We start from the raw sequence: 14,182 nt of genomic DNA, 5'->3' as shown, positions 1-14,182 counted from the left end.
CAATCGGGAAGACAGGATTCGAACCTGCGACACCTTGGTCCCAAACCAAGTACTCTACCAAGCTGAGCTACTTCCCGAATTAAATTGTAATGCACCCTAGAGGAGTCGAACCTCTAACCGCCTGATTCGTAGTCAGGTACTCTATCCAGTTGAGCTAAGGGTGCTCATTTTTATATGCCGAGGACCGGAATCGAACCGGTACGATCGTTACCAATCGCAGGATTTTAAGTCCTGTGCGTCTGCCAGTTCCGCCACCCCGGCCTCTCTAAGCGAACGACGGGATTCGAACCCGCGACCCCCACCTTGGCAAGGTGGTGTTCTACCACTGAACTACGTTCGCATCGACTCTGGTTTATATTAAAAAAAATGCCGGCTACATGACTTGAACACGCGACCCTCTGATTACAAATCAGATGCTCTACCAACTGAGCTAAGCCGGCTAATTTCTATTATGCGGGTTAAGGGACTTGAACCCCCACGCCGTTAAGCGCCAGATCCTAAATCTGGTGCGTCTGCCAATTCCGCCAAACCCGCAAATATGACCCGTACTGGGCTCGAACCAGTGACCCATTGATTAAAAGTCAATTGCTCTACCAACTGAGCTAACGAGTCAAATAACTTTCGTTATTACGGTCCCGACGGGAATCGAACCCGCGATCTTCGCCGTGACAGGGCGACGTGATAACCGCTACACTACGGGACCTATGGGAGTTAACGGGATCGAACCGCTGACCCTCTGCTTGTAAGGCAGATGCTCTCCCAGCTGAGCTAAACTCCCTAGAGCTAAGCGACTTCCATATCTCACAGGGGGCAACCCCCAACTACTTCCGGCGTTCTAGGGCTTAACTTCTGTGTTCGGCATGGGTACAGGTGTATCTCCTAGGCTATCGTCACTTAACTCTGAGTAATACCTACTCAAAATTGAATATCTATCAAATTCCAAGAAAACCTTACGCTTTCATATTCTCAGTTACTTTGGATAAGTCCTCGAGCTATTAGTATTAGTCCGCTACATGTGTCGCCACACTTCCACTTCTAACCTATCTACCTGATCATCTCTCAGGGCTCTTACTGATATAAAATCATGGGAAATCTCATCTTGAGGTGGGTTTCACACTTAGATGCTTTCAGCGTTTATCCCTTCCCTACATAGCTACCCAGCGATGCCTTTGGCAAGACAACTGGTACACCAGCGGTAAGTCCACTCTGGTCCTCTCGTACTAGGAGCAGATCCTCTCAAATTTCCTACGCCCGCGACGGATAGGGACCGAACTGTCTCACGACGTTCTGAACCCAGCTCGCGTGCCGCTTTAATGGGCGAACAGCCCAACCCTTGGGACCGACTACAGCCCCAGGATGCGACGAGCCGACATCGAGGTGCCAAACCTCCCCGTCGATGTGAACTCTTGGGGGAGATAAGCCTGTTATCCCCAGGGTAGCTTTTATCCGTTGAGCGATGGCCCTTCCATACGGAACCACCGGATCACTAAGCCCGACTTTCGTCCCTGCTCGAGTTGTAGCTCTCGCAGTCAAGCTCCCTTATACCTTTACACTCTGCGAATGATTTCCAACCATTCTGAGGGAACCTTTGGGCGCCTCCGTTACCTTTTAGGAGGCGACCGCCCCAGTCAAACTGCCCGTCAGACACTGTCTCCGATAGGGATCACCTATCCGGGTTAGAGTGGCCATAACACAAGGGTAGTATCCCAACAACGTCTCCTTCGAAACTGGCGTCCCGATCTCATAGACTCCTACCTATCCTGTACATGTGGTACAGACACTCAATATCAAACTGCAGTAAAGCTCCATGGGGTCTTTCCGTCCTGTCGCGGGTAACCTGCATCTTCACAGGTACTAAAATTTCACCGAGTCTCTCGTTGAGACAGTGCCCAAATCATTACGCCTTTCGTGCGGGTCGGAACTTACCCGACAAGGAATTTCGCTACCTTAGGACCGTTATAGTTACGGCCGCCGTTTACTGGGGCTTCAATTCATACCTTCGCGTTACCGCTAAGCACTCCTCTTAACCTTCCAGCACCGGGCAGGCGTCACCCCCTATACATCATCTTACGATTTAGCAGAGAGCTGTGTTTTTGATAAACAGTTGCTTGGGCCTATTCACTGCGGCTGACGTAAAGTCAGCACCCCTTCTCCCGAAGTTACGGGGTCATTTTGCCGAGTTCCTTAACGAGAGTTCTCTCGCTCACCTGAGGCTACTCGCCTCGACTACCTGTGTCGGTTTGCGGTACGGGTAGAGTATGTTTAACGCTAGAAGCTTTTCTTGGCAGTGTGACGTCACTAACTTCGCTACTAAACTTCGCTCCCCATCACAGCTCAATGTTATAGAACTAAGCATTTGACTCAGTTCACACCTCACTGCTTAGACAGACACTTCCAATCGTCTGCTTTAGTTAGCCTACTGCGTCCCTCCATCACTACATACTCTAGTACAGGAATATCAACCTGTTGTCCATCGGATACACCTTTCGGTCTCTCCTTAGGTCCCGACTAACCCAGGGCGGACGAGCCTTCCCCTGGAAACCTTAGTCTTACGGTGGACAGGATTCTCACCTGTCTTTCGCTACTCATACCGGCATTCTCACTTCTATGCGTTCCAGCGCTCCTCACGGTACACCTTCGCCACACATAGAACGCTCTCCTACCATACCTATAAAGGTATCCACAGCTTCGGTAAATTGTTTTAGCCCCGGTACATTTTCGGCGCAGGGTCACTCGACTAGTGAGCTATTACGCACTCTTTGAATGAATAGCTGCTTCTAAGCTAACATCCTAGTTGTCTGTGCAACCCCACATCCTTTTCCACTTAACAATTATTTTGGGACCTTAGCTGGTGGTCTGGGCTGTTTCCCTTTCGACTACGGATCTTAGCACTCGCAGTCTGACTGCCGACCATAATTCATTGGCATTCGGAGTTTATCTGAGATTGGTAATCCGGGATGGACCCCTCACCCAAACAGTGCTCTACCTCCAAGAATCTTTATGTCGACGCTAGCCCTAAAGCTATTTCGGAGAGAACCAGCTATCTCCAAGTTCGTTTGGAATTTCTCCGCTACCCACAAGTCATCCAAGCACTTTTCAACGTGCCCTGGTTCGGTCCTCCAGTGCGTCTTACCGCACCTTCAACCTGCTCATGGGTAGGTCACATGGTTTCGGGTCTACGACATGATACTAAAGCGCCCTATTCAGACTCGGTTTCCCTACGGCTCCGTCTCTTCAACTTAACCTCGCATCATATCGTAACTCGCCGGTTCATTCTACAAAAGGCACGCTCTCACCCATTAACGGGCTCGAACTTGTTGTAGGCACACGGTTTCAGGTTCTATTTCACTCCCCTCCCGGGGTGCTTTTCACCTTTCCCTCACGGTACTGGTTCACTATCGGTCACTAGGGAGTATTTAGGGTTGGGAGATGGTCCTCCCAGATTCCGACGGGATTTCACGTGTCCCGCCGTACTCAGGATACTGCTAGGTACAAAGACTATTTTGAATACGAGGCTCTCACTCTCTTTGGCTGATCTTCCCATATCATTCTTCTATAATCTTTGAGTCCACATTGCAGTCCTACAACCCCGAAGAGTAAACTCTTCGGTTTGCCCTCCTGCCGTTTCGCTCGCCGCTACTAAGGCAATCGCTTTTGCTTTCTCTTCCTGCAGCTACTTAGATGTTTCAGTTCACTGCGTCTTCCTCCTCATATCCTTAACAGATATGGGTAACAGGTAGTACCTGTTGGGTTCCCCCATTCGGAAATCCCTGGATCATCGCTTACTTACAGCTACCCAAGGCATATCGTCGTTTGTCACGTCCTTCTTCGGCTCCTAGTGCCAAGGCATCCACCGTGCGCCCTTATTAACTTAACCTTACTTTTTTGACCTTTCAGTCATAAACTCTTATTAATACTACAGCGTTTTCGGTTTATTTTCTTGTTACTATTTGATATAGATATTCAATTTTCAATGTGCATTACTTGGTGATCTCTCACCAATGGAGCCTAGCGGGATCGAACCGCTGACCTCCTGCGTGCAAAGCAGGCGCTCTCCCAGCTGAGCTAAGGCCCCACAAGACCTCTCAAGACTAAACAAGACCAATGTGCATTCCTTATCCTTAGAAAGGAGGTGATCCAGCCGCACCTTCCGATACGGCTACCTTGTTACGACTTCACCCCAATCATCTATCCCACCTTAGGCGGCTGGCTCCAAATGGTTACCTCACCGACTTCGGGTGTTACAAACTCTCGTGGTGTGACGGGCGGTGTGTACAAGGCCCGGGAACGTATTCACCGCGGCGTGCTGATCCGCGATTACTAGCGATTCCGACTTCATGTAGGCGAGTTGCAGCCTACAATCCGAACTGAGACTGGCTTTAAGAGATTAGCTTGCCGTCACCGACTTGCGACTCGTTGTACCAGCCATTGTAGCACGTGTGTAGCCCAGGTCATAAGGGGCATGATGATTTGACGTCATCCCCACCTTCCTCCGGTTTATTACCGGCAGTCTCGCTAGAGTGCCCAACTGAATGATGGCAACTAACAATAGGGGTTGCGCTCGTTGCGGGACTTAACCCAACATCTCACGACACGAGCTGACGACAACCATGCACCACCTGTCACCTCTGTCCCGAAGGAAAACTCTATCTCTAGAGCGGTCAGAGGGATGTCAAGACCTGGTAAGGTTCTTCGCGTTGCTTCGAATTAAACCACATGCTCCACCGCTTGTGCGGGCCCCCGTCAATTCCTTTGAGTTTCAACCTTGCGGTCGTACTCCCCAGGCGGAGTGCTTAATGCGTTAGCTACGGCACTAAACCCCGGAAAGGGTCTAACACCTAGCACTCATCGTTTACGGCGTGGACTACCAGGGTATCTAATCCTGTTTGCTCCCCACGCTTTCGAGCCTCAGCGTCAGTTACAAGCCAGAGAGCCGCTTTCGCCACCGGTGTTCCTCCATATATCTACGCATTTCACCGCTACACATGGAATTCCACTCTCCCCTCTTGCACTCAAGTTAAACAGTTTCCAAAGCGTACTATGGTTAAGCCACAGCCTTTAACTTCAGACTTATCTAACCGCCTGCGCTCGCTTTACGCCCAATAAATCCGGATAACGCTCGGGACCTACGTATTACCGCGGCTGCTGGCACGTAGTTAGCCGTCCCTTTCTGGTAAGATACCGTCACAGTGTGAACTTTCCACTCTCACACTCGTTCTTCTCTTACAACAGAGCTTTACGATCCGAAAACCTTCTTCACTCACGCGGCGTTGCTCGGTCAGACTTCCGTCCATTGCCGAAGATTCCCTACTGCTGCCTCCCGTAGGAGTCTGGGCCGTGTCTCAGTCCCAGTGTGGCCGATCACCCTCTCAGGTCGGCTATGTATCGTCGCCTTGGTGAGCCGTTACCCCACCAACTAGCTAATACAACGCAGGTCCATCTGGTAGTGGAGCAATTGCCCCTTTTAAACAGCTATCATGCAATAACTGTTGTCATGCGGTATTAGCTATCGTTTCCAATAGTTATCCCCCGCTACCAGGCAGGTTACCTACGCGTTACTCACCCGTTCGCAACTCATCCGCTCGGTGCAAGCACCAAGCTTCAGCGTTCTACTTGCATGTATTAGGCACGCCGCCAGCGTTCATCCTGAGCCAGGATCAAACTCTCATTAAAAGTTTGAGTTCTCACTCATTTCTGTCACTGACAGATTTATTGTTTTTTCATTGTTCAGTACTATAACCTTCAGTTATAGTGCCCTGCACATTGGTTCGTCTTGTTCAGTTTTCAAAGGTCTTTGTCGCGCTTGCGACAACTATATTAGTATATCACAGTCAGTTTTCTCTGTCAACAGGTTTTTTTAACTTTTTTTATATCCTATTCCCATCAACCGCGATACACCCATAGTCCGTACGGGATTCGAACCCGTGTTACCGCCGTGAAAAGGCGGTGTCTTAACCCCTTGACCAACGGACCTTGAGTTTTTCAACTCTTTCTATTATACCTACTTTTTGGCGCTTGTCAACTGGTTTGTTAAAAAAAGTTGACTAATTAATCTTTCGGTTTACAAACAAACATCTAGTTATCTGTATGATAAAAGTAGTTTCACTCTTACAATTCAGCGATTTGATTTAGATTTACTTCGGCTACTGTATCATTACCAAACATTGAGATGATCATTTTCACTTTATTATTATCAATTTCTGTGATTTTTCCTGTGTAATCTGTAAATGCACCATCAATAATGCGGACTGTTTGACCAACTTCAACATTGATATCAAACTCTTGAACTGTTTGTCCCATTGATATCAAGATATCTCTGATTTCTTGTTCCAAAAGTGGCGTTGGTTTAGATCTGTTCCCATGCGATCCAACGAATCCTGTAACGTTTGGTGTGTTACGGACTACAAACCAAGCTTCATCGGTCATTACCATTTCTACAAGGACATATCCTGGGAAACGATTTTCTTCAACTTCTTTTTTCTTCCCATTTTTCTCAACTTGTACAGTTTGGGTTGGGATTTCAACGCGCAAGATGTTATCCAACATATTGTATGTTTGTGCACGTTGCAAAAGATTTTCTTTTACTTTATTTTCATAACCAGAATATGTTTGTAGGACAAACCATCCTTTATCAAAACTATCCATCTTTTTTCCTTTCTTAATAGTAAACTTCTTTTTAGCCTATTATTCTATTTTAAAAAATATTAATGAATCGAATCAATCCGCTAACGATTAATTGGTCAAATATATAAATCAAAACAACAAAGAAGGCAGTATATTCCATAATAGATTTAAAATCTACCCAACTTTGTTTTCGAGTTGGCCAAGTTGTATCTTTAAGAAGTGTAAAGATATCCTTAATAAAACTCATTTTTTTATCTCCTATCTCGTTTCTCGATGTGTTGTGTATTTACCACAATGTTTACAAAATTTATTTACTTCTAAGCGAGTCGGTTTGGGATTCCCACTAATTTTAATTGAGTAGTTTCTCGAACCACAAACCGCACAGGCTAAACTTGCTTTTTTAAGTGCCATAGCGCCTCCATCTTATCTATTATAACAAGAATCCCTGGCTTTGACAAGTTAAATTACACTATGCATTTTTTCTATTTTCAAAATAAAAAAGCCTAGGAATAATCCTAGACTCTATTTTACATTATTTACCAAGGTAGTATTCAGAAACTACGTTCAATTTTTCGTCAAATTCGAATACCAATGGTGGGAAGTTTGGAATTTCAACATCCATGATTTCGTCATCTGATAATTGTTTGATGTGTTTCACAAGGGCGCGGATTGAGTTACCGTGTGCACCTACGAATACGTTTTTACCATCTTTAAGTGCTGGAGCGATTTTGTCTTCCCAGAATGGAAGGGCACGTTCCAAAGTAACTTTCAAGTTTTCAGCATCTGGAATTACTGAGTCGTCAAGTGAAGCATAACGACGGTCAGTGTGAGCTGAATATTCGTCATCACGAGGCATTGCTGGAGGCAATACATCGTATGAACGACGCCAGATGTGAACTTGTTCATCACCAAATTGTTCAGCAGCTTCTGCTTTGTTTTTACCAGTCAAACCACCGTAGTGACGTTCATTCAAGCGCCATGATTTTTCAACTGGAACCCACAATTGGTCAGCAGCTTCAAGTGCAAGGTTAGTTGTTTTGATTGCACGTTTCAATACTGAAGTGTAGGCTTGGTCAAATTCGATACCAGCGTCTTTAATCAATTTACCAGCGTCAATCGCTTGTTGTGTTCCTTTATCAGACAAATCAACATCAGCCCAACCAGTGAAAAGGTTAGCTTTGTTCCATTCAGACTCACCGTGGCGAGCGAAAACCAATTTTACCATTAGATGGATTCTCCTTTTATTTTTTGAGGTCCCCCTCGTTTATCTATTCTATTTTACACAATTTTTCACAAAAAAGCTAGTTAAAATCAACTAAAAAGAGAAGAGCAGTCAACTCTTCCCTTTAATAATGATTCATTCTTCAATTTTGAATTGTTTCAAACTTGCTAGGTACAAAGCTCCACCAATCACGAGGACGATTCCACCAATCCATCCTAAGAAAGGAATCAATGCAACTACAGATCCTACAATAAATAGAATTGAAGGCGCTAATGAAATACGTTTGTCATCCTTATAATAGACAAGTGAGATAATTCCAAGAATGAGGGTTGCAATTTTCACCAATGAGAACACAACGAAAGTAAGCCCCAATACAAATCCTACAACATCTTCATCTCGAGAAATAGTTATAAGAATAAGCATAAAAATTGGTAAGAAAGCTAAAATAACTCCTGCAACAATACCAATAAATCCATCTGCTTGTGCTAGTGTTTTTGTCTTCATAAATATCTCCTTTTATTTTAATAAGGTATATTATACCATATTTTTAATAAAGTTTTTATTTTAAAAAAATACAGGAATTTTCCTGTATTTTTGTTAGATTATTTAGCTTCAAAGCCTTCTGCAACTGCGTCTGCAAAGTTTTCTTCAACGATGCTTGCACAGTTGTCACAGATAGTTGCATGATAGTGGCGTTCAGCAGTTGTTGGATCGATACGACGGCAACGGTCACACACTTCACCCGCTGCACGTTCTACAGTGAAAGCTACATCTTCAAAGGCTACTGCACCTTCTGGAGCAGCACCTTCAGCGATAGTCAATTCTGACACGATCAAGAGTTGAGCTACATTGCTGTTTACTGCTTCGAGTAGGGTTTTCACCACTTCATTTGGATAAACGGTCAAGTGAGCTTCAAGAGATTTACCGATGACTTTTTCATTACGCGCTTCTTCCAAGGCTTTTTGAGCTTGTCCACGGAAGTCCATGAAGGCTGACCATGTATCCAAGATTTCCTCTTGGTTGGCAAATGTTTGATCTTCTGGTAATTCTGACAATTGAACGAAGTCTTCCGCTTCAAACTCAAGGTATGACCAGATTTCTTCAGCAGTGTGAGGAAGGATTGGTGTCAAAAGTTTGGTGATCTTCACAAGGATGTCATAGAAGACAGTTTGCATTTGACGCCGTTCAAGTGATTTTGCACCTTCGATGTAGACAACATCTTTGGCAAAGTCAAGGTAGAAAGCAGACAAATCAACGTTGATAAAGTTAACCAATGCCTTATAGATTGTCAAGAATTCGAAGTTGGCATAAGCATCACGAATGGTCTTAACAAGTTGGTTAAAGCGAATGGTCATGTACTTGTCCACTGAACGAAGCTCTTCGTAAGCAACTGCATCCTCAGCTGGATTAAAATCAGAAGTATTAGCAATCAAGAAACGAAGCGTGTTACGAATCTTACGGTAAGTTTCAGAAACTTGACTCAAGATATCCATAGAGATACGTACATCGTTGCTAGAGTCTACACTGGTTACCCAGAGACGCAAGATTTCCGCACCAAATTGTTTTTCAACATCGCTTGGAGCAATGGTGTTTCCAAGAGATTTAGACATCTTCTCACCTTTACCATCAAGGGCAAAACCTTGTGACAAGATTTGTTTGTATGGTGCGACACCATGGTTGGCAACAGATGTGATGAGTGATGAGTTGAACCAGCCACGGTATTGGTCTGAACCTTCTAAATAGAGGTCAGCTGGGTATTTGAGCTCTGGACGGTTCACTACAACCCCATTCCATGATGAACCTGAGTCGAACCATACGTCCATGATGTCTGTTTCTTTCTTGAACTCGCCATTTGGTGAACCCGGATGGGTAAATCCTTCAGGCAAGAGGTCTTTGGCATCACGTTCCCACCAGATGATGGAACCATGTTCTTCAAAGAGTTGAGCCACATGTTCGATGGTTTCAGCTGTCATGATTGGTGTGCCATCTTCTGCGTAGAAGATTGGAAGAGGAACTCCCCAAGCACGTTGACGAGAGATAACCCAGTCACCACGGTCACGAATCATATTGTAAAGACGGACTTTACCCCACTCTGAGTGGAACTTGACTTTTTCAATTTCGTCCAAGATTTCTTGGCGGAATTTAGATACAGAAGCAAACCATTGAGGTACTGCACGCCAGATAATTGGTTTTTTCGTACGCCAGTCAAATGGGTAGGAGTGAGAGATTTCTTCTTGAGCAAGAAGCAGGTTACCTAGTTTTTCAATAACTGTTGGAACAACCTTGTCGTAGAATTGACCTTCAAACTCTGCACCAGCATTGGCCATCATGATACCACGTTCGTTGACAGTTACAGCAACTTCGAGACCATTGGCAACACCGACATTGTAGTCATCCTCACCAAAACCAGGGGCTGTATGGACGATACCTGTACCAGAATCTGTTGTAACGTGGTCACCAAGGATAACAAGTTCATCTACTGCTGTATCCCATGGGTGTTCTGTCACGATGTGGTTCAATTCTTGACCACGGTAAGTTGCCAACACTTGAACATCCGCCCAGCCAAATTTTTCAGACAAGCTGTTCAGCAACTCTGAAGCGACCACAAATTTACGAGATTCTCCAGCTGGTTGCACTAATACATAATCAATATCTGCACCAACAGTCAATCCACGAGAAGCCGTGATGGTAAATGGTGTTGTAGTCCAGACAACGATGTAAGTATCTGTATCTAGGACACCTTTGCCATCTTTAACCTTGTTGGCATAGTAAAGTGAAGTTGAAACCAAATCATGGTATTCAATTTCCGCTTCAGCAAGAGCTGACTCAGATGACCAAGACCAGTAAACAGGCTTAGCTCCACGGTAGATGTAGCCTTTATTAGCCATTTCACCGAAAACACGGATTTGCGCCGCTTCATAGTCTGGCGTCAAGGTTACATATGGATTTTCCCAGTCACCAGAAACACCCAAGCGCTTGAAGTCTTCGCGTTGTTTATCGACTTGAGAAAGAGCGTATTCACGGCAAAGTTTCAAGTACTCAACCAAGTCCATTTCTTTGCGTTTAACACCTTGTTTAGCCAAGACTTGCTCGATTGGCAGACCGTGTGTATCCCAACCTGGGATATATGGTGCGTAAAATCCTGACATAGACTTAGAACGAACAATGATATCTTTCGAAATCTTGTTCATGGCATGTCCTACGTGGATATTTCCGTTAGCGTATGGAGGGCCATCATGAAGCGTGAAATGTGGTTTTCCTTCATTTAGCTCTTGACGACGTTGATAGAGTTTTGCTTCTTCCCACTCTTTTTGCCAAACCGGCTCTTTGGTTGGAAGTCCGGCACGCATTGGAAATTCTGTTTTCCCAAGATTGAGAGTTTCTTTAAGTTTCATGTTTACTCCTTTAATATAAATTGACAATATAAAAACCACGACTCGCAAAAAGGACGAAAATCGTGGTACCACCTTTGTTCGGAAAAAGACCTAGTCTCTTTCCCTCTTTTCCCGTAACGTGGGCAACGTCAAGTCTTACTCTTTTCAGACTTGATGCTAAGAGAGGATAAATTTACCAATAGGGATTGTAGGACTTCCACCATCTCCTACTCGCTAGAAATATATTTGATAAATTCTTGTTCTCTATTATAATCTTATAAAATTAGAACTGACTCTTGTTGAGTGTTAGCATCGTCTTGAGGTCCTTCCTCATGCGATGGTTCAACAGGAGTTTCAGCAACTGGCTGAACTTCAACTTCAGTTTCAGTTGGCTCTTCAGCAACTGGCTCTGCTTCCAACAATTCTTTGTTAGCTGCTTCAATACGTGCTTGAAGTTCTGCAACTTCTTCTGGAGAGAATTGACGAGTCATGTCAATCGGCTCTTCTTCATGGTATGACGATACATCTTCACCTAGAACCTCTTGGACAACCTCCTTGAAAGCTTCGTCACTAGTTTGCAAATATGTTGCAGTCGGACGCAAAATTTCTTCCCAATCTGATGAATCAACAATAGCCAACTGACTTTCGATTGTTGATTTCAAACGTTGGTGGAAGACGCGACTCTTGTTCTTCAACTCTTCAGTTTCCACAGCAACTTTTTTAGCATTATCTGTAGCTTGTCGCAAAATTTCATTGGCTTTATACTTAGCTTCATCAAGTAAACGTTGAGCATCTTGCTCAGCCTGCTTAATGATGTTATTAGAACGGTCATTCGCAGCTTGTTTTACACGTTCAGCTGTGTCTTGGGCAATCAAAACTGACTGACTCAACGAATCTTTGATTTCGTCAAAATAAGATAGACGCTCTTCTAAGTTTTTAATATGTTGCTCTTTTTCATGATTACTACGAACCAAATCTTCATAGTCACGAACTACAATATCTAAAAATTCATCAACTTCTTCACGATTAAAACCTCTAAATTGAACACCAAAGGTTTTATCCTTAATTTCTAACGATGTAATTGGCATATTTTTCCTCACTTACTTAATAAAAAATAGAATCATTCATTGCTTCTGGTTCTTGCTCTTGCTCGTTTGACACGGTTCTCTTAGGAATATCATTCGTATAATAGGAAAGATGTTCTTCTAATCTTTTAATATAGCGTTCTGTCTCATCCTTGTTACGGACTAATTCTTCGTAGTTAATATAAATCTTATCTAAAAATTCATCAACTTCTTCCTTATCGTAGCCTCGGAATTTTGTTGAGAAAGCTTTATCTACAATATCTTTTGGTGTAATCAACATTTTTTCTCACTTGCTTAATAGTAGCTGAACTGCTAATTTTTTCTTATCTTTCTTCGTTTGACCGTTTTCTTTGAGCAAGATGATTCGGCCAAAGCGTCTGACACTTATCAAATCCCCAACTTTAACTTGATAGTCTGATTTTTCAACTATATGATAATTGACCTGAACTAACTTTTTTTCAACTAGAGCTGAAGTTTGTGAACGAGATAATTTCAATATACTTGATAAGAAGGTATCCAAACGTAAACTTGAAACTAGGATTTCCCTTTCTTGATATTCGATTTTTGACTCTATTATATCTGAAAAAGGACGTTCCACTAATCTTACAGGCAACTTGGAAATTTTTTGAATCCCATCCTGAAAAAGTGTAGTAAATCTTTGATCCACAACAATTTGAGCTTTCTGTTCTGTTACCAGAATGTCTCCAAATAACTTGCGGTCAATACCTAGTCGATTAAGAACCGTACCCAAAATTTTTGAATGGGTCAGCTGTTGAAACTTGCTGGGATACTCAATCTCAAGCAAGGTCATTTCAAAATCTTCCAAGGTTGGCGTAAAATAATCCGGCGCAAGTATCACCCTTGCATACTCTGTAGGAACAAAACTGGTACTAGTAAACGTCTTGACTCCCTTATTATTTCCCAGTGTCTCCAAGATAAAAACTTGGTGAGGGTTTATAAAAGGAGTTAAGATTGGTGCGTAATGTTCTTCTACCTGCCTTATCCATTCTAGCCCCTTGTCAATGAATGGAATATCTTCTGTTGCGAAATGTTGGTAAAGTTCTGTACTCATAACATAACCAGCAAATTGATAAGATAGCGACTGATTGCACGGATGAGAATTAGAGCTATCCAAACGGAGAAATCCAAACCTGCAATTTGAAGAGGTAGACGTTTCAGAGGTTCAAGAATAGGTTTACACAAAATCTCTAAAAACTTACCCAACTGGGTGTTATAAGCATTTGGAAACCATGATAATAGAGCAAAAGCTACAAGTATCATCGAATAGATATCTGTAGCATTTTGGATAAAACGAATTATTAGAAACATTAACGTACTCTATTTCTCTTCATGTCAAAGTCGTACTCTTCGCCTTGAGTTTCCTCTGGCAAACGGATATCTTCAATGTTAACCACAACACCAACTGGTGTCAAAAGATACATTGTATGTGCGACTTTTCTCAACTCCCCAGCAAGGACATGACGTGCTCCATCCAAGTAATCCAAACAACGACGAGCCTGAACTTCTGTCATATATTGGAAGTCAATCAAAATACTCTCGTTACCAGCTAACAAATCAACAATATCTGTTGCATCTTCGTAACGACGTGGGTAACGAACATCGATAGTAACTTTTTCAGTGCTACGATGACTTTCAATTGCTAGTTGTTGCTGACGAGCATGAAGTTTTGTAATGTTCTTTTCTTTTGCTTCAACTGGAGAAGATTCTTGAGCAGCAGCTTGCTGTGGTAATTCTCTCTTTGGAGGAACTGAAGCTAGTGGACGTTCAGAACGTGCAGCTACAACATCTGAAGCAACTTCATCTCCATCTTCTGTAAAGTAATCTATAAATTTATCAAATTTATCTTTTAATGACAT

General features: G+C 43.4%; 11 protein-coding genes, 11 tRNA genes, 3 rRNA genes and 1 other annotated feature. All 25 genes read right to left on the bottom strand.

Translation table 11 applies throughout. From position 1 onward, the window contains the following. Positions 1-3: 3 nt before the first annotated feature. The 25 genes from TZ94_RS01940 to TZ94_RS01820 all read right to left on the bottom strand — a co-directional run bounded on the left by TZ94_RS01940 (position 4) and on the right by TZ94_RS01820 (position 14,182). Positions 4-77: transfer RNA gene (locus TZ94_RS01940), tRNA-Pro, on the bottom strand. Positions 78-90: 13 nt separating this feature from the next. Beyond that, a tRNA-Arg gene (locus TZ94_RS01935) sits at positions 91-164 on the bottom strand. Positions 165-175: 11 nt separating this feature from the next. Beyond that, positions 176-261: transfer RNA gene (locus TZ94_RS01930), tRNA-Leu, on the bottom strand. Positions 262-268: 7 nt separating this feature from the next. Next, a tRNA-Gly gene (locus TZ94_RS01925) sits at positions 269-340 on the bottom strand. Positions 341-367: 27 nt separating this feature from the next. Continuing rightward, a tRNA-Thr gene (locus TZ94_RS01920) sits at positions 368-440 on the bottom strand. 12 nt (positions 441-452) lie between these two features. Further along, positions 453-534, bottom strand: a tRNA-Leu gene (locus tag TZ94_RS01915). 5 nt (positions 535-539) lie between these two features. Then, a tRNA-Lys gene (locus TZ94_RS01910) sits at positions 540-612 on the bottom strand. 18 nt (positions 613-630) lie between these two features. After that, a tRNA-Asp gene (locus TZ94_RS01905) sits at positions 631-703 on the bottom strand. A gap of 2 nt (positions 704-705) precedes the next feature. Beyond that, positions 706-778, bottom strand: a tRNA-Val gene (locus TZ94_RS01900). A 4-nt stretch (positions 779-782) separates the two neighbouring features. Then, a 5S ribosomal RNA gene (gene rrf / locus TZ94_RS01895) occupies positions 783-898 on the bottom strand. Between the two features lie 77 nt (positions 899-975). Beyond that, a 23S ribosomal RNA gene (locus TZ94_RS01890) occupies positions 976-3,877 on the bottom strand. A gap of 125 nt (positions 3,878-4,002) precedes the next feature. Then, positions 4,003-4,075, bottom strand: a tRNA-Ala gene (locus tag TZ94_RS01885). Between the two features lie 50 nt (positions 4,076-4,125). Further along, positions 4,126-5,673: ribosomal RNA gene (locus TZ94_RS01880) — 16S ribosomal RNA — on the bottom strand. The 16S, 23S and 5S rRNA genes sit together here with 11 tRNA genes alongside, the layout of an rRNA operon. 228 nt (positions 5,674-5,901) lie before the next feature. After that, positions 5,902-5,973: transfer RNA gene (locus TZ94_RS01875), tRNA-Glu, on the bottom strand. Between the two features lie 135 nt (positions 5,974-6,108). Then, complete coding sequence (nusG, locus tag TZ94_RS01870; protein ID WP_045613635.1) at positions 6,109-6,645, bottom strand: transcription termination/antitermination protein NusG; 537 nt, start codon at positions 6,643-6,645, stop codon at positions 6,109-6,111. A gap of 49 nt (positions 6,646-6,694) precedes the next feature. Then, the gene (gene secE / locus TZ94_RS01865; RefSeq protein WP_045613633.1) at positions 6,695-6,871 is read right to left on the bottom strand and encodes a preprotein translocase subunit SecE; all 177 of its coding nucleotides are present in this window, start codon (positions 6,869-6,871) and stop codon (positions 6,695-6,697) included. 11 nt (positions 6,872-6,882) lie between these two features. Further along, positions 6,883-7,035, bottom strand: a complete 153-nt coding sequence (gene rpmG, locus TZ94_RS09415) for a 50S ribosomal protein L33 (protein ID WP_001809375.1) — start codon at positions 7,033-7,035, stop codon at positions 6,883-6,885. A gap of 121 nt (positions 7,036-7,156) precedes the next feature. Further along, positions 7,157-7,849, bottom strand: a complete 693-nt coding sequence (locus TZ94_RS01855; RefSeq protein ID WP_045613631.1) for a phosphoglycerate mutase — start codon at positions 7,847-7,849, stop codon at positions 7,157-7,159. Positions 7,850-7,981: 132 nt separating this feature from the next. Next, positions 7,982-8,350: a hypothetical protein gene (locus TZ94_RS01850; RefSeq protein ID WP_045613629.1), complete on the bottom strand. Its 369-nt coding sequence runs from the start codon at positions 8,348-8,350 to the stop codon at positions 7,982-7,984. Between the two features lie 98 nt (positions 8,351-8,448). Further along, on the bottom strand, positions 8,449-11,241 hold the full coding sequence (gene ileS / locus TZ94_RS01845) for an isoleucine--tRNA ligase (RefSeq protein ID WP_045613627.1): 2,793 nt from the start codon (positions 11,239-11,241) through the stop codon (positions 8,449-8,451). 46 nt (positions 11,242-11,287) lie between these two features. Further along, positions 11,288-11,500 (bottom strand) — a binding site (T-box leader). Next, on the bottom strand, positions 11,496-12,308 hold the full coding sequence (locus TZ94_RS01840) for a DivIVA domain-containing protein (RefSeq protein WP_045613625.1): 813 nt from the start codon (positions 12,306-12,308) through the stop codon (positions 11,496-11,498). It overlaps the preceding feature by 5 nt. 16 nt (positions 12,309-12,324) lie before the next feature. After that, entirely contained in the window at positions 12,325-12,585 is a 261-nt protein-coding gene (locus tag TZ94_RS01835) for a DivIVA domain-containing protein (RefSeq protein ID WP_045613622.1), read from the bottom strand. 6 nt (positions 12,586-12,591) lie between these two features. Next, a complete protein-coding gene (locus TZ94_RS01830; RefSeq protein WP_045613621.1) occupies positions 12,592-13,377 on the bottom strand; it encodes an RNA-binding protein in 786 nt (261 codons plus the stop codon). Next, positions 13,374-13,634: a YggT family protein gene (locus TZ94_RS01825; protein WP_045613619.1), complete on the bottom strand. Its 261-nt coding sequence runs from the start codon at positions 13,632-13,634 to the stop codon at positions 13,374-13,376. Before TZ94_RS01825 ends, TZ94_RS01830 begins: the two co-directional genes overlap by 4 nt. Further along, positions 13,634-14,182, bottom strand: a complete 549-nt coding sequence (locus TZ94_RS01820) for a cell division protein SepF (protein ID WP_045613617.1) — start codon at positions 14,180-14,182, stop codon at positions 13,634-13,636. Before TZ94_RS01820 ends, TZ94_RS01825 begins: the two co-directional genes overlap by 1 nt.

Source organism: Streptococcus infantis, assembly GCF_000960085.1.
In the GTDB taxonomy this organism is placed as follows: Bacteria; Bacillota; Bacilli; order Lactobacillales; family Streptococcaceae; genus Streptococcus; species Streptococcus infantis_C.
Note: the sequence above shows the minus strand (reverse complement) of the source record. Positions and strands in the feature narration are given on the sequence as shown.